The 15,397-nt window shown below is 46.9% G+C and carries 14 protein-coding genes; 6 read left to right on the top strand and 8 right to left on the bottom strand.

The features are described 5' to 3' along the window. Positions 1-4: 4 nt before the first annotated feature. From R6242_RS04875 to R6242_RS04850, 6 genes are all read left to right on the top strand, one after another. The gene (locus R6242_RS04875) at positions 5-379 is read left to right on the top strand and encodes a DUF4845 domain-containing protein (RefSeq protein WP_293934691.1); all 375 of its coding nucleotides are present in this window, start codon (positions 5-7) and stop codon (positions 377-379) included. Positions 380-381: 2 nt separating this feature from the next. Further along, complete coding sequence (gene rnc, locus R6242_RS04870) at positions 382-1,119, top strand: ribonuclease III (RefSeq protein ID WP_293934689.1); 738 nt, start codon at positions 382-384, stop codon at positions 1,117-1,119. Continuing rightward, the gene (era, locus tag R6242_RS04865; RefSeq protein WP_293934687.1) at positions 1,116-2,042 is read left to right on the top strand and encodes a GTPase Era; all 927 of its coding nucleotides are present in this window, start codon (positions 1,116-1,118) and stop codon (positions 2,040-2,042) included. Before rnc ends, era begins: the two co-directional genes overlap by 4 nt. A 5-nt stretch (positions 2,043-2,047) precedes the next feature. After that, the gene (gene recO / locus R6242_RS04860) at positions 2,048-2,767 is read left to right on the top strand and encodes a DNA repair protein RecO (protein ID WP_318424475.1); all 720 of its coding nucleotides are present in this window, start codon (positions 2,048-2,050) and stop codon (positions 2,765-2,767) included. Between the two features lie 362 nt (positions 2,768-3,129). Then, entirely contained in the window at positions 3,130-3,492 is a 363-nt protein-coding gene (locus R6242_RS04855; protein ID WP_293934684.1) for an STAS/SEC14 domain-containing protein, read from the top strand. Between the two features lie 14 nt (positions 3,493-3,506). Further along, a complete protein-coding gene (locus R6242_RS04850) occupies positions 3,507-5,213 on the top strand; it encodes a hypothetical protein (protein ID WP_318424470.1) in 1,707 nt (568 codons plus the stop codon). A 242-nt stretch (positions 5,214-5,455) separates the two neighbouring features. On the opposite strand, the gene R6242_RS04845 is transcribed toward R6242_RS04850, so the two are convergent. The 8 genes from R6242_RS04845 to R6242_RS04810 all read right to left on the bottom strand — a co-directional run bounded on the left by R6242_RS04845 (position 5,456) and on the right by R6242_RS04810 (position 15,396). After that, positions 5,456-7,336: an MFS transporter gene (locus R6242_RS04845; protein ID WP_318424468.1), complete on the bottom strand. Its 1,881-nt coding sequence runs from the start codon at positions 7,334-7,336 to the stop codon at positions 5,456-5,458. A 103-nt stretch (positions 7,337-7,439) separates the two neighbouring features. After that, positions 7,440-8,528 carry an anhydro-N-acetylmuramic acid kinase gene (locus R6242_RS04840; RefSeq protein WP_318424465.1) on the bottom strand — a complete coding sequence of 363 codons (1,089 nt, stop codon included), beginning with the start codon at positions 8,526-8,528 and terminating at the stop codon, positions 7,440-7,442. Beyond that, the gene (locus R6242_RS04835) at positions 8,525-9,850 is read right to left on the bottom strand and encodes a M23 family metallopeptidase (protein ID WP_318424462.1); all 1,326 of its coding nucleotides are present in this window, start codon (positions 9,848-9,850) and stop codon (positions 8,525-8,527) included. The genes R6242_RS04840 and R6242_RS04835 overlap by 4 nt, the downstream gene beginning before the upstream one ends. 234 nt (positions 9,851-10,084) lie before the next feature. Then, a complete protein-coding gene (locus R6242_RS04830) occupies positions 10,085-10,966 on the bottom strand; it encodes a DUF6999 family protein (protein ID WP_318424459.1) in 882 nt (293 codons plus the stop codon). A 228-nt stretch (positions 10,967-11,194) separates the two neighbouring features. Further along, positions 11,195-13,054: an iron-containing redox enzyme family protein gene (locus R6242_RS04825; protein ID WP_318424458.1), complete on the bottom strand. Its 1,860-nt coding sequence runs from the start codon at positions 13,052-13,054 to the stop codon at positions 11,195-11,197. Next, the gene (locus R6242_RS04820; RefSeq protein WP_318424454.1) at positions 13,054-13,923 is read right to left on the bottom strand and encodes a fatty acid desaturase; all 870 of its coding nucleotides are present in this window, start codon (positions 13,921-13,923) and stop codon (positions 13,054-13,056) included. Before R6242_RS04820 ends, R6242_RS04825 begins: the two co-directional genes overlap by 1 nt. Continuing rightward, entirely contained in the window at positions 13,913-14,674 is a 762-nt protein-coding gene (locus tag R6242_RS04815; protein ID WP_318424452.1) for a sterol desaturase family protein, read from the bottom strand. Before R6242_RS04815 ends, R6242_RS04820 begins: the two co-directional genes overlap by 11 nt. Positions 14,675-14,898: 224 nt before the next feature. Further along, positions 14,899-15,396: a FixH family protein gene (locus tag R6242_RS04810; protein ID WP_318424451.1), complete on the bottom strand. Its 498-nt coding sequence runs from the start codon at positions 15,394-15,396 to the stop codon at positions 14,899-14,901. Between the last annotated feature and the right edge of the window lies 1 nt (position 15,397).

Raw genomic sequence — 15,397 nt, 5'->3', positions numbered from 1 at the left:
AATAATGCATAGTCGGCAGCGTGGTTTGTCTTTTGGCTCTTTTCTAATGTTTGCAATTGTAGGTGCGGTCATTGCCATTACGGCGCTGAAAGTGGTGCCGACTTATTTAGAGTACTTTACCGTTAAAAAAGCCATTGAACGTACGGTTAAAGAATATGGTGCACAGCAGCCCGCTGCAATTAGAGAGGCTTTTGGGCGCCAATCATCGGTTGATAATATCCGGGGTATTAGTGCTGCTGAATTACAGATTTCTCAGGCTAGCAGTGGTACAACGGTAAGTTTAAGCTACGAGCGGGTTGTTCCAATCGTGGGAAATATGAGTCTGTTGTTCGCTTTTGATATCCAAAAATCGAATACGCAGCAAGCTGCGGGTAATTAGTCGTGAGTGTTGTTCTTCCCCCAGAGCGCCTATTAAGGGTGCTCTCTTATTCTTTTAAAGAACCAAAGCTATTTAAACAAGCTTTAACGCATCGTAGTTTTTCTTCTACGCATAATGAGCGCTTAGAGTTTATTGGCGATGGTGTTCTAAATTCCTTGATTGCATTGGCTTTATATCAGACGTTTCCTAAGCTGCCTGAAGGGGATTTATCCCGCTTACGGGCAAGTTTGGTACGCCAAGAAGCCTTAGCCAGTATTGCCACCGAGCTTAATCTCGGTGATTTTATTTGGCTGGGCGAGGGCGAGCTAAAAAGTGGCGGCCATCGGCGTCCATCCATTTTAGCGGATGCCTTAGAGGCAATTTTAGGCTCGATTTGGTTAGATGGTGGCTTCGATGCGGTTTCAGCTGTGGTGCAAGCGCTATTTGCATCCAGAATTGCTGCCATTGATCCGCTGCTTGGTGCAAAAGACGCCAAGACCAGCTTGCAAGAGTGGCTGCAAGCTCGCCGTTATACGCTGCCGGCGTACACTATTCTTCGGCAGGATGGCGAATCGCCCGATCAGATTTTTGAAGTGAGCTGTTGTATCGCTGAAGTGAAGTTGCTAACCAAAGGCGTTGGCACAAGTCGCCGCGCCGCTGAGCAGCTTGCCGCCGAATCAGCTCTCACCATTTTGCAGGATAAGTTCCCGCTAAAAAGTAAGCACGCAGCTAGCAAGCTAGCCAAAGGTAAAAGCGCATGAGCGAGATAGATATTCAAAACGAAGTAAACGATTTTCGTTGTGGCTTCGTGGCCATTGTAGGCCGCCCAAATGTAGGTAAATCAACGCTACTTAATCAATTGATTGGCCAGAAGATCAGCATTACATCACGTAAAGCACAAACAACGCGTCACCGTATTACCGGTGTGCATAGCTCAGAAACTGCTCAGTTTGTATTTGTAGACACGCCTGGCTTTCAAACCAAATACCAAAACGCTTTAAATCAAGCCATGAATCGCAGCGTAACCAGCACTTTGGCTGATGTTGATGTGATTATGTATGTGATTGAAGCGGGTTACTTTAGCCCCGCTGATGAAGAAGTGCTGAAGCTATTGCCGACTAATCGCCCGGTGTTATTGGTGCTGAATAAAATTGATGAGCTGAAAGATAAAAACGAAATGTTCCCGTTTATTGAAGCGATGAATGCACGTTTTGATTTTCATGCCATTGTGCCTATTTCCGCACAAAAGAATCTAAGCGTGGATGTCTTGCTTAAAGTGGTGGAGCCACTACTGCCTAAGTCCGTGCCTCTATACGATATAGATCAAGTAACCGATCGCAATGAGCGCTTTTTGGCGTCAGAAATCATTCGGGAAAAGATTTTCCGCTTAATGGGAGAGGAGCTGCCTTATTCCATGACGGTAGAAATCGAAAAATTTGAAGACGATGAAATGCGTGATGGCCGTGAGCTACGCCGTATCCATGCCGCCGTCTTGGTAGATAGGGATGGGCAAAAAGCCATGCTGATCGGCCAAAATGGTGAAAAGCTAAAACGCATCGCCACTGAAGCACGGCAAGATATGGAAAAACTCTTTGACGCTAAAGTGTTCTTGGAAGTGTGGGTCAAAGTGAAAAACGGCTGGGCAGATGATACGCGCTTGGTTCGTCAGTACGGTTACGAATAAAGCCCGTGGCAAGACCTCTAAAGCAGCGCATTGATACGCAGGCGGCCTTTGTACTGCATCAGTACCCATACAAAGAAACCAGCCGCCTGCTCGATGTATTTAGCCGCGATCATGGCCGTGTCATGATGGTGGCTCGGGGAGCCCAACGCCCCGGTTCGCAGCTGCGTAGTATTTTATTAGGCTTTCAGCCTGTGCTGCTGTCTTGGTTTGGTGTGGGGGAGCTTAAAACCCTACACTCTGCAGATTGGCAGGGGGGCATTCCCCAGTTACGCGGCTTGCCGCTGCTGTGCGGCTTTTATTTGAATGAGCTGCTGCTACGTCTTCTGCCTCGCGATGAACCCCATGCTTTATTATTTGCCAGCTATTTTGAGGCGATTCGAGCCCTGTCTATCTTACCGAGTGATGGCTTAGGGGTAGAGCCGGTTTTGCGTGAGTTTGAGCGTGTTTTGCTCGATGCGATGGGTTATGGCGTTGATTGGGGGCAGTGTGAGGGCCAGCCGGTGCTGGCTGGGCGCACATATGGCTTTGATCCAACACTTGGTATTATTCCAGCGCAAAGTCATTTGCCTCAGTATCAGGGGCAGGCTTTGCTCGCCTTTGCCACCGGTGATTATGCCAGCGTGGCAACTCAGGGTAAGTTATTAATGAGACAGGCATTCGCGGCTATTTTGGGCGATGCGCCTTTACATACCCGCCAGCTTTTAATTGATTTGCAAAAGCTTTAATTGGCAAAGTATTTATCATCGCTTGCCTGCAGGGCAGGGGTGAAGAATGTCAGAATAGGGTCTAGAATTGATTGATCCATTATGCGGCCATAATCCGCGTTTATCTGGGGTGATCATTCAATTTGGTCATTTCTCTGAATTAGCAAATACTTAAATCGTATCGTATTTAATTGTGGTTTGTTTTAAAACACTCTCTTTTATGCAGAGTTAACAAAACCTTGCGGTAAAACAAAAGCGGACGCATTAATTTTAAATTGCTATAAATAATTAAAAAAATGTAATCCTTGTCGAGGCAGGGGAAAGCTAAGTAAACTAGCTAGTAGACATTGTATTTTAGTTTTTTTCTTGGGCAGGAGTCCGCGATGATTAGCATTTCACAAGAAAGCGATTATATCCAGACCACCGTTTTGGGTGAATTTACTTTGCAAGACTATCGTGAATTTGAAGAAAGTGTACTTTATCAGTCCAAGTTTCATGGGCCAGTTGCATTATTGTTTGATTTGCATGGAATGCTAAGCTATACGCTTGATGTGGCTTTAGAAGAACTTAAATTTGTTCGTGAACATGGGCAAGAATTTAATCGCATCGCTGTGGTTACTTCGGATCAATGGGTAACTTGGTCTGCTTGGTTAAGCCGTATGTTTACTGATGCTGAAATTGGTATATTCGATGATGCTGATGATGCTAAGGCTTGGCTTGTTCAATCCTCTGAACTCAATGCCTAACTGATAGGCGAATTATGCGTAATTTTTTAACGACTATTTTTTCAAAAGATAAATCGCCATTTGCTAGCGTAAAGGCGGCTACGTCGTGGTGTAAACGTTTGCAAGAGATTGATACACAATCACAGCAGCTTAAAATACATCAGGCGGTAGCCGCATTTATTAATGAGCAGAGAGTGGCAAGCTTAGAAAGCTTACATGTTTTACTATTGCTTGATGATGCTGCTCAGCTGTCTTATGAGGCCGTTTGTTACCAATACATTTCTAATCCACGGATGTCGAAAGATATTGAGATTAAACTTTGGAAACAAATTACTCAATTTGCTGCGGATATGGTGGTTATTTACCAGTGCTTTGTTCAAGCAGAAGTTGATGGTGGCAAAAAAGCAGAGCTTGCTCTGCTTATGCCAAAGGTATTGGCTAGAAGCTTGCATTATTTATCAATTCAAGCCAAATGGCATTATTTTAAATTTGAAAAAGTACCGCCTAAATTATGGATTTTATCCCATCAGCTTTATCGTCTATCTGAAATAGAAGGCTGCGATAGTAATCCCTTCCCTCTTTATAACTTGCACGGTAAAGAGGTGACTTCTTGCGCGGATGAATATATCCAAATGTTAATGTTGGGCTCTTTGTCTAGCAATAACCTCTCTGTGCGGCAAATTGATTGGGTCGATCAATGGCTTAATCAGTGGTCAAAACTTATTCAGCTATCACGGAAATTTCAAGAAGGGCGCTATCATTTCTGCGTGAATTTACAGGCCCCAGAAGGGGCACAAAAAATTCAGCCTGATTGTGAAGGGGAGCCATTCAGATACTGGGGCTTGCATGATTTAATGCAGGAAGTCACTGATTTATTACGCCGTTTAGAAACGGGCAGTTTGCCGCGAGATATTGGTATGGGTAAAGATTGCCCTGCGCCATTGGCTTTAGAATTACTCAAACATTTAGATATGTTTTGGTCATTAAGTATTAGAAATAGCGTAGTGCAAAGAAGTGAGCGTAAAAAAGTCGCTAAAATTGCCGATATCATTAGCGGTCTAGATTGCATTGTTGGCCATGTACGCTTAGATAACGATAAGTTTATGCGTAAATCAGCCACAGATGAACGAGGCCATGTTGATTATGATGAAATCATGGATATGCGTTTATATGGTTTTGTTTCTACTCGCACTAAAGAAAAAGTATCGCCAGCTAAGCAAATCGAAAATAAACAGAATGATTGGTTTGTGTGGAGTATAGAAAACGAAAGCGCGGGTGGTTATGGTGCGGTAGTACAGTTTTCAGAAAATGAATGGGTGAGGCCTGGCTTATTGCTGGCTAATCGCTTGGGTCGTAATGAAAACTGGCAGCTTGGTGTGATTCGCCGCCTTAATCGTTTAGCAGACGATGAAGTCTATGTGGGGATTCAATCACTGGCCGTTGCTCCTGTTGCCGTTAATTTATATATGGAAAAAGAAGAGCGAAAAGAGCGTATTTCCTTAGCCGAAGAAAGTACATTTGGTGTGTCTGATTTGCCAAATGTGCGCACGGCTTTGTATTTACCGCATCAAGTAGATGCAAAAAATGTAAATACGCTTATTTTGCATTCGGCTGATTATGGTGGTAACAAAATTTACCGTGTTCAAGCGCGCGAGCGGATTTTTATGGTGCGCTTAGGATCCGTGATTGAAAAAGGCATTGATTGGATTTGGGTCACGGTATTTGTATTAAGCCAAGAATAAATATTCTAATAAAAAAACCAGCCCATTTAAATTGCTTCCTGATTATGTCTCTTGCTCAAAAAAAGCCATATATGACATGTAGGCCAATATTCTGTAGGGGCGCTGCTTGCTGCGCCCTGTTCAGCGAGGGCGCAGCAAGCAGCGCCCCTACGAGTTAACTCGATTCACGTTGATATTCCAGCCCAACGACAAAAAATGAGCAAGAGACATAATCAGGAATTGCTTTAAATGGGCTGGTTTTTTTATTTCCAATCAGCACGTAATACCCTGACTTGTTGCTCTAAGTATTGGCGGGTAGCAAGGGCTGCCGGAACAGGCTCCCCTACAATAAAGCCAACTTTAGCCCAGATATTGCGCGGCATCTTCATCATTGCTGCGCCATCTTTGCGGCTAAAGAAGCTGCCCCATAGGCCTTGCAACGCAATGGGTATGACTGGTACGGGGGTGCGTTTAATAATTTCATCAATGCCAGGTTTAAAGGTGTTGATTTCGCCAGTGTGGGTGATTTTCCCCTCAGGGAAAATACAGATAATTTCACCTTCATCTAAGTATTGAGCCACTTTATCAAAAGCTTGGCCCTTCATATTTGGGTCTTCACGCATCGGGGCAATGGGGATCGTGCCTGCGGTGCGAAAGATGAAATTAAGCACCGGTATTTTAAAAATACGATGATCCATGACAAAGCGCACCGGCCGGCGTATTGCGCCAGCAATAATCATTGCATCCATAAAACTAACGTGGTTGCAAACTAAAACGCACGGCCCTTTATCTGGGATATTGTCTAAACCTTGATGGTTTACGCGGTAGAGGGTATGAGTCATGATCCACACCAAAAAGCGCATCATAAATTCGGGAATAAGCGTGTAGATGTAAATTGATACGCCAATATTCATTAAAGCCACCATTAATAGTAGGCCTCGAATAGGAATACCCGCGCTGAGTATGGCGATGCTCATCCCTGCTGCGACTACCATAAAGAGCGAATTTAAAATGTTATTTGCGGCAATGGCGCGTGAGGTGAATTCTTTTTCAGTGCGCATTTGCACTAAGGCATAGAGGGGAACGATAAATAAACCGCCAAATACACCCATCAAGCCAATGTCGGCCATGATGCGCCAATGTGGCGCTGCGCTAATGAATTGCGAAAGTGTAAATTGCCCGCTAGGTGCATTGCCAATAGCAAAGAATAGCTCTATGCCAAAAAACGACAAACCTAAAGAGCCAAATGGCACGAGGCCTAATTCAATTTTCCGCCCGGATAGTTTTTCACAAAGTACGGAGCCAAGGCCAACCCCCACAGAAAACAATGCAACCAGTAGTGTGTAGACTGCGGCATCACCGCCCAGTACATCTTTTGCTAGGCTAGGGAGCTGGGTTAAATAGACCGCACCAAAAAACCAGAACCATGAAATGCCCAATAAACTATTAAATACTGTTTTGTTTTGTTTAACATGCTTAACAATGTGCCATGTCTCTGAAAAAACATTCCAGTTTATCTTTAAATCTTTAACAGGGGCGGGGGCCGCTGGCATGCTACGGCTGCTTAGCCAACCCAAAATGGCAACGCCCAAGCAGGCCCAAATAATCAGGGACTCACCATGTGGCTGGTGCTGAATAATCATTGTGCCCGCAATTTGCCCTAATAAAATTGCGACAAAAGTGCCCATTTCAATTAGGCCATTGCCACCAAGTAATTCTTGATCTTTTAGGTATTGCGGTAAAATTGAGTATTTTAATGGCCCAAATAAAGCAGAGTGCACGCCCATCATAAAGAGACAGCTCATTAAAATGGCGGCGTCTTTTTGCCAAAAGCCAATCCCTGCCGCTAGCATAATGGCAATTTCTAATAGTTTTACCCATTGAGCCACGCGCGCTTTATCGTATTTCTCAGCTAATTGCCCAGCAAAAGATGAAAACAAGAAAAACGGCAGGATAAAAATACCTGCAGCAGCGTTAACCAGCGCGCCAGCACTGAGCCCCGCGGTAGATAGACCGTGAAAGGTGATCATCACCAAGAGGGCATTTTTAAATAGGTTGTCGTTAAATGCCCCGAGTGATTGCGTAATAAATAAGGGTAAGAAGCGACGAGTCTTGAGTAGATCGAACTGGTTTGTCTGGTGCATAAAATCTTATCCGCAGGGAATCGGGGCCAAGTCTAACTGAGAAGCGGCTGATTTAGAACGGCTATTTGCGTGTATTGCATAAGATTGCTAATGGCCTAGTTCGCTATGCTGGCCAAATGGCACCCAGGATGCGTGGCCCTTGCGCGCCGGTAACCCGTGGTAGGTTGGCGGGGACTCGGTCTAGGCAGCATTTTGCGAGCCAAGCAAAGGCATAGGTTTCCATCCAATCTGGATCAACCCCCAGCGTGGCACTGCTGCACACATGGGTTTGTGGCAGCTCTAGCGCTAACATTTGCATCAGGGTTACATTGTGCGCGCCACCGCCGCAAATATAGACCGCATCCAGTGCTTGCTGCCGCAGCGTATTGGCAATGCTGCGCGCCGTTAAGGCACAAAGCGTGGCTTGTACATCGGCGGGGGCATCACTACGTTGTGCTAAATGATGGTCTAACCAAGCTTGGTGGAATAAATCTCGGCCTGTGCTTTTGGGGGCAGGCAAAGCAAAGTAAGCATCGCTTAAAAACTGTGCTAATAAATCAGGCAAGATTTGCCCCGTTGCCGCCCATGCGCCGTCTTTATCGTAGCGCTGGCCCTGCTGCTGGCCAATCCATAAATCCATTAGCACATTGCCAGGGCCCGTATCAAAGCCGGTGGTGGGCTGGCCTGCGATCAGCAGCGATGAATTGGCAATGCCGCCAATATTAACGAGGGCGCGTTTTTGCATGGGGTTGCTAAACAGCGCTTGATGAAAGGCGGGCACAAGCGGCGCACCCTGGCCGCCTGCCGCTACGTCTCTGGAGCGAAAGTCGCCCACCACGCTGATGCCGGTTTGCTCGGCTAAGCGGGCGTTATTACTGATTTGCAAGGTGTAGCTGCATTCGGGGCGATGCCGAATGGTTTGCCCGTGGTTGCCAATCGCCTCGATATCTGCCGCCGTATAGCCGGTTTGGGCCAGTAGCTTGTGCACCGCATTGGCGCAAGCATCGGCATGGGCATTGGCGGCAAGCTGGGCCAAGTGCAGCTCATTGGCTTGTGGGGATTGCAGCGCAAGTAGCTGCGCGCGCAATGGCTCACTCAGCACGGTGCCTTTGGCGGCAATGAGCTGAGGGGGCGTACTGGCAAAATCAACCAGTGCGGCATCAATGCCATCTAAACTGGTACCGGTCATTAATCCAATAATCAAACGGCTCATTCAGTGCGGGCCTGTTCTATTCGTTGTAAGAAAGCTAACTGGTTTTTGGTCTGCGCAGCGATTGGTTGAAAGTGCGCTAAGTAGCGGCTTTCAATTGGCTGGGCGGTGGGGAGCTGCAATGCAACTGGATTCACTTGCTGCCCATTAATTTTAAATTCGTAATGCAAATGGGGGCCGGTGACACGGCCTGTGGCGCCAACTAGCCCGATCACTTCGCCTTGTTTGACTTTAGAGCCGGTTTTTAGGCCAGGACTGAAGGCGGACATATGTGCGTAGAGGGTGCTGTATTTGCCTGCGTGATTAATTTCAATATGCTTACCATAGCCACTATTGTCTTGGGTTATTTTGCTAATCACTCCATCTGCCGTTGACATGATTTTGGTGCCGGTTGATGCGGCAAAGTCGATACCCTTATGCTGCTTCCATGATTTTAACACGGGATGAAAGCGCATCTGAAAGCCAGAGCTAATTCTTGAAAATTCTACGGGGTTTTTTAAGAAAGATTGCTTCAAGCTTTTGCCGTCAGGCGTGTAATAAGCACCTTCCTTACTGCCTGGTGGGGTGTACCACATGGCTTGTAGTGTTTTGTGTTGGTCGCTAAATTCTGCGGCAAGAATTTTGCCGGTTTTGATTTCTAAGCCGTCATGCGTAAAGCTTTCGTACACTAGGCTAAAGCGGTCCCCGACTTTTAAGCCACGGTGAAAGTCGATCTGGCCAGAAAAAATCTCAATCAATTGCTTGGTAATATCGTCGGGAATATCCAGTTGATCGGTGCTGGCGTAAAACGAGCTGGTAATAGTGCCCGATTTAACCACGGTGTGTAGTTGGGTTGTTGCATCGTTCATTGAGGCAATAAACCCAGTATCTTGACGTTTGATGCTTAGCTCTTGGTTTTTATTATTTAAGTAGTATAGCTCTAGCAGCTTGCCTTCTCGATCTGTCTTGGCCCGTAAACTACGGCTGGGGTGTAGCTCAAATAAGGCCTTAGCAATCGGATCATTGCGAATGAATTGGCTGGCTTGAGCATCGTCTACGTTTAGCCGGTTAAGTGCTGCCGATAAAGTATCCCCCGCACGAATCACATCCTCATGCCAGATGGGGCTAGCTGTGATGCTGCTTGGTAAAATGGGGGTGGCAATCGCTTCGGTACGGGTACTGATAGCGATCTTTTCTTTAGGGCCAAACTCGGCAACGCCATAGGCAGTAAGCGTAATACAAGAAGGGATTAAGATGATAAGCCAGCTTCTATGAATAAACTGTGGCGTAATACTGACAGAATGATTGCTGATTCTTTTCACAAAATCTTGAATAATACGTGGCATAGGAAGAACCGAAAAAAGCGTGTGCGCTAGACTAACAGATGATTTTTCTTAGTTAAACTTCCTTATTTAACATTGGCTTAAAGACTTAATCACATTGTGTTTGTGACGGTGTGTTTTGTGCGGCGCTAAAAGAGGCCGATGCCGCATGCTTGCAGGGCTGGCTTTGTTTTAACACCAACAATCTGCCGTTTGTCTAAAACATTGGCAAAATAAAATTATTATGCAGTTATGGGTTTAATGGGCGTTACTGCTTGCGTTTGTTCGCTTCATTTCGCTAAGTAGGCAGTGCAGCATCTCGGTAGATAGCCCATGTAATACCAGTCTATGCCCTGCGTGTAGGGTGGAAAGCGGGACCAGTGGGTGTTTATTATTCAGTAAGAGTAGATGTTGTGGTGTGTTGAGCAGGGTGGCGACATACACCCCCATGGTTTCGTCCATTTGTAGTGAATTTGCGGCACGCCAAAAATCGTTATCGGTTAGAAATAACTGGTAAACCGGTGTAAAGATCTCGATAGCAGTTTGCACGTCGATCCAATTGAGCTTGGTTTGTGGCATCGCGCTTAATGCCAATGGCGGCTCGGTAATCATGCTGAAATCAACTTCAGCCACTGCAGTCAGCTTTTTGTCTTCATCTCTTAAGGCTTGCCCTAGCCGGATAATAAAATTAAACAGGTTTAAATCGTGTTTAAGAAAAAGCTCATCGGCAAGCGCATCAATCGTCAGGGGCTTGAGGGGGGAAAGTGGCACGCTGACGGGCGCGTTTCGTTCTACAAACTCGATAATCTGCGCCCCTAAATGAAAATGACGCAGGATGAGCCAATTGGCCTCAGGGGATACAAAGCCTTTTAAACCCCAAACCAAGAGCCGGTGCAGCGCTTTGGAGGCAGACCAGCGCTTGGGTAAAAGTAGCTTGAGGATTTGAATTAAAATCATCGAAAGCTTGGCAATGGGCCGCACAAAAGGCAGTAAAAACTGCCGTGAAGGCGAGGCTAAATCGCTCAGCCATGCTTGTTTTACATGATCGGGTAGGGGCGTGCTTTGGTCTAGATACATCGCGAGCCAAGGGCTGGGGTCACGTGGATCGTGGGCTGTGTGCAAGAAATCATCTTTGGGCATGGTGGGGCCGTTTAATTGTGGATGGAATTAACTTTATTCACAGATATTACGCAGCAAGATCAATAAAGACGTAGGCCACTAAAAACACGAATAAATACCGCATTACCATTATCCTGTGATGGATTTAAATAATGCCATTTAAAAAAAGCATGTATGTTTTTTTCGTGGACACATAGTTTTTGTGTTCTGTGTTCTCATTGGTGCCTACAGTTTTTTTAAATGCCCTTCTTATTCAATATGCTCAAATTGCATTAAATACAGCTGGGCGCAGCGTTTGGCCGTGGCCAAGATGGCCGGCGCTGCGCTTGGGTCTATGGCTAGGGTGATTTCTACTGCGCCTAGCCAGCGGGCAAGGTGGTGTTCATCGTTTGCACCGTGATATTCCAAAAAGCGAAAGGCTTGTGCGGGCAGCGTAAGTTGGCTACGCAGCAAGGGCAATAGGGTGGGAACGATGCGCTGGCCCGTGCCTTCAATAATATAAATCGCGCCTAGTAAGCCGATGGGATTGGGCGTGGCGGCTAGGGCGTGCAGATAGCTATTGAGCGCTTCGCCACCTGGATTACGGCGTAAATCATCTAAGGCGAGCTGGCCGCCTGCAGCTTGGTAATCTTGGTAAAGGATCTGAAAATCGTTTTGCTCATCATCGGCGTGCAGGTCGATTAAGCTGGCTAAGACGGCTAGATCGCCATTGAGCGAGGCCGCCGCTTCGCGCATCCATAGGCTGCCTTCCCTGACTTGCGGCACCCATGCGGCTGTCCAGCGTTGGTAAGCCGTTTCGTCAAAGCGGCCATTCACAAGCGATTGGATCACGGGCGTGCGCCAGACTTGCGAGCGATAGTCTTGCCACAGGCTGGCTAGCTGGGTGAGTAGTGGCTGCAGGGCCAGTGGTGCGGTGCTTGGTTGATGCGGCGCGGGGATTTGCGGATCAAAGAGAACAGGATGAGTGCGCGGCGCGGCGGATTGCATGGCGTTGCCGTCTTCTACCTCAAACAGCATATAGGCTGCTGAAATACGGCCTGATTCGGGGATGAAGCAAAAAATCTTTTCACCCGCTTTGATGGTTTTTTGTTTTAAGAAATCAGCCAACATAATAAAGATAGAGGCTGCACCGGTATTGCCACGATGGCTTAGATTGCTGTACCAGCGCTCGGGCGGAATGCTGAGCCCCGCCTTGGCGAGTAGCTCTTCTACTACCGGCATAAATTTGGCTGATGAGTAATGGCAAAGAAAGTGATCAATCTGGTTCGAGCTAATCCAACCTTCGTCTACCAGCTTCACGTATTCATGAATACAGATATCAAATAAATGCGGCAGCATGCGGATATCTTGTCGCAGCGATAATGCGCCCGCGGCTTCTGCTTCGCCAGATGAGGCGAAGTCTAAAAAAGATTGGCTGCGATCTTCCGTTAGCCCCAGTTGCATACACACGGGGTAATCCCCTGAGAAACTCTTTTGGTGTATCCATTTAAGCTTGATATTGAGGCCTGCCTTTGGCTGGCGGCTGAGCAGCATGGCCCCTGCGCCATCGGATAACATCCAGCGCAAAAAATGCGCGTCAAAATCGCTTTGATAGCCGCGTGGGGCAAAGCGGCTTTGCTTAAACATTCGAGATGGCATTTCAGCAGCCACGGCTAAGGCCTGCTGGTGCGCGCCTAGCTCAATGGCTTGGGCAGCAAATTCGATGGCGCTGACCCCCGCCGCGCACACGCCTTGGCAAGAAACGGTTTGCATGGGCGGTGCGCCCAGCTCGCCTTGAATCATATTGGCAAAGCCTGGCATTAGCGCGTCGCCCCCTGAAGAGCCAACGGCCAGTAAAGACACTTTATCCAGAGAGCTTTGGGCTAAGTCTAAGCAGTGATGCACCGCTGCAGCTGCGATTTGTGCGTGGTTTTGCCGTGTTTTTCCTTCGGCATCAATGGCGTAATGGCGGGTCTTGATGCCGTTTTCGGCGAGTATTCTGGCTTTTATGCGCTTGGAGATTTTATTTATGGGCGCAATAAAGGCATCCATTTCTTCATTGCCAATCGCAGGCCCAGGCAAATAGAGGCCCGCAGCGGATAGATAAACGTGTTCAAACTGAATCGGCATTATGCATCCTTATGGTGTTGCATCAGGCTTTGGCTGCGCCAGCGGGGGCGGAATAAGCTCAAAAAATAAGTACGAAACATATACGCCAGTAGCGGGCCCGCATTTAAACGTGGATCAACTTGCTGGCGGTAGCGTGGATGTAAGCTGCTAAGTTCAGACCAGTGCGCTCTGGGATGGTGATGATGCGCTGTATGTAGGCCAATATTAAACAGCAGTGGATTGACCCAGCCCTCAAAATTGCGGGCAAAGTTGATGCGTGAATGGCCATTGGCGTGGGCATGTTGTAAGTAATTGGTGGCTAATAGCCAGTGCAAGCCGTGTAATTGCGGCAGCAAAATGAAAGTTAAAAATTTGTGGTAATCAATCGTCGCCAAAATGATCCAAGCGAGGCCAAGCACTAAATATTGACGCAGGTAGTAATAAAAAACGTTGGTTTTTTTATGTTTTATGCGTATTAACCAAGTTATAAAAAGTGGGTAAAGCACCCATGCCGCTTGTAGTGGGTGTAATACATAGCCAAGCAGATTATTGCTATCGCTACCAAAGCGGTAGGTTCTCGCCTCATCTTTGGGGCCATGATGATAGCGATGGTGATTGGCAATATGCGCCGGATAAAACACAAAGCTAGGGTGACCTTGCAGCAGGGTAATCCAAATATCTGTGATTCTATTGAGCTGCTTATTCCGCCAGATATGTAAATGGCAGTGATTATGGTGAATAACACTAATGCCAAGCGTAAGAAAAAGCAGCAGGCAAAACAGCAGTTTATTGATGGTTGAGGTGAGCCCCGTTTGCCACAAATAAAACATTAATAGCGGCTGCATGCCTAGATAAAGCAAGCTTTGCCAATCTTGCTGCTTATAAAGCATGACGGCTACGTTCAATTTTATGTTTTGCCGCATCTGCAGGCAGCGCTGTGCCAAGTAAACGATCCATAAAGGGGAACATAAAACCGTAATTACCTTGATAACAGGCGTGATGCAAATGGTGGCGGCGCGCGCCATTAAGCCACCAGCGATCGTGATCGGCATCGGGTAAAAAATCGTAATTGGAATGGCCAATATTATTAAAAACAATGCTGAATACCGGCACAGCAGCCAGCGAGTAAATGGAGAAATCATGCACCAGCATCGGCAGCATAATCACATTGCCCAGCATAATGGCTTCGACGGGGTGAAAGCTATAGGTTGACCAAGGTGTGGTGATGATGGAGCGGTGATGGGGCAGGTGAAAGCGCTTTAGCCAAGGCGTGTGAAGTAAGCGGTGGTTTATATAAAAATGGATTTCATTCCAGATAATCAAGGCAAACATTTCGATGCCAAGCTGGATGGGCGAGGCGTTAATGGCCAGCCGTGCCCAGCCCAATTGCAGCAGGCCCCAAGGGAAGACCATGCCGGTGCCAAATAAAAAAATGGTGAGTATAGAAAGCGTTATTTCTTTACGCTTTTGCGCGGGCATTAAAGGCCGAGGGTCGAGTATATGACCATAAAGAATGGCAGGCAGCCATTTTTGGCTAAGCAGTAGATTGAGCGTGCCAAAGCCAAAATACAGTGCGGCAAAAAAAAATACGCCAACCACCATAATTTCATGCCATTGGGCTTGCAGTATATATTCGCGCATAGATCTGCATTGTGGGCGAGGGTAATCATGGATTGTATGACAATTGCGCTGACCCACCCTAGTTTATGGCTTACGTTTGTCTCTATCTGGCGACGGCAAGGCGAGCTGCAATAAAAAAGCCCACTGCTTTATGTAAGCAGTAGGCTTTTTTTATGATAAATCATCTGATGGCGTTGCTTGCTGCGCTCTGTTTGATTTTGCTAGGGCAAGCAGCACCTCTCTAGTTATGTTGTGGGCTTGAGCTGCAGGGCTTCGGCATCACTGATGCTCCATTCTGCTTTTAAACGCCATTGCTTGCTGGTGTCGGCTAATTCTACTTGCCAGCGCGGCTGAGTCAGAGCGTTGCTTAGCTTGCCAACATAAAATTGTGGGGCTTGCTTATGTAAAATAATGGTTTGGTCTTGACCCGCACGGGTAGGGTGCATCAGCTTGAGTACCAAGTCACCAGCAATCGCCTTATTCAGCTGAATACGGATGGACTTACCGTCTTCACCCAGCATTAATTGCCCACTTAGGCCTAAGTTTGTGGCTTTGATGTCGCGATCGAGCTGGCTGTTTATTTCTTGGCCTTCCTTATAATAATCATCGCTGACCAAGCCATCGTCGCTTTGAACGGCTTGAAAAAACAAATTAATCCCACCGACAACGGCAACGGTGGGGAATAAAATCAGCAGCCATACAAATCGGTGCTTGTACCAAGGTTCTGTGGTTTCGTTTTGCATC

The organism is Iodobacter sp. CM08, from assembly GCF_033446605.1.
In the GTDB taxonomy this organism is placed as follows: domain Bacteria; phylum Pseudomonadota; class Gammaproteobacteria; order Burkholderiales; family Chitinibacteraceae; genus Iodobacter.
Note: the sequence above shows the minus strand (reverse complement) of the source record. Positions and strands in the feature narration are given on the sequence as shown.

Bases quoted from the DNA above. Each gene is read 5' to 3' on its own strand.
- R6242_RS04850 (WP_318424470.1), top strand. From the start codon at position 3,507: ATGCGTAATTTTTTAACGACTATTTTTTCAAAAGATAAATCGCCATTT.
- R6242_RS04825 (WP_318424458.1), bottom strand. From the start codon at position 13,054: ATGCCGATTCAGTTTGAACACGTTTATCTATCCGCTGCGGGCCTCTAT.
- R6242_RS04815 (WP_318424452.1), bottom strand. From the start codon at position 14,674: ATGCGCGAATATATACTGCAAGCCCAATGGCATGAAATTATGGTGGTT.
- R6242_RS04845 (WP_318424468.1), bottom strand. From the start codon at position 7,336: ATGCACCAGACAAACCAGTTCGATCTACTCAAGACTCGTCGCTTCTTA.
- R6242_RS04855 (WP_293934684.1), top strand. From the start codon at position 3,130: ATGATTAGCATTTCACAAGAAAGCGATTATATCCAGACCACCGTTTTG.
- era (WP_293934687.1), top strand. From the start codon at position 1,116: ATGAGCGAGATAGATATTCAAAACGAAGTAAACGATTTTCGTTGTGGC.
- R6242_RS04875 (WP_293934691.1), top strand. From the start codon at position 5: ATGCATAGTCGGCAGCGTGGTTTGTCTTTTGGCTCTTTTCTAATGTTT.
- R6242_RS04830 (WP_318424459.1), bottom strand. From the start codon at position 10,966: ATGCCCAAAGATGATTTCTTGCACACAGCCCACGATCCACGTGACCCC.
- R6242_RS04835 (WP_318424462.1), bottom strand. From the start codon at position 9,850: ATGCCACGTATTATTCAAGATTTTGTGAAAAGAATCAGCAATCATTCT.
- R6242_RS04820 (WP_318424454.1), bottom strand. From the start codon at position 13,923: ATGCTTTATAAGCAGCAAGATTGGCAAAGCTTGCTTTATCTAGGCATG.
- R6242_RS04840 (WP_318424465.1), bottom strand. From the start codon at position 8,528: ATGAGCCGTTTGATTATTGGATTAATGACCGGTACCAGTTTAGATGGC.
- R6242_RS04810 (WP_318424451.1), bottom strand. From the start codon at position 15,396: ATGCAAAACGAAACCACAGAACCTTGGTACAAGCACCGATTTGTATGG.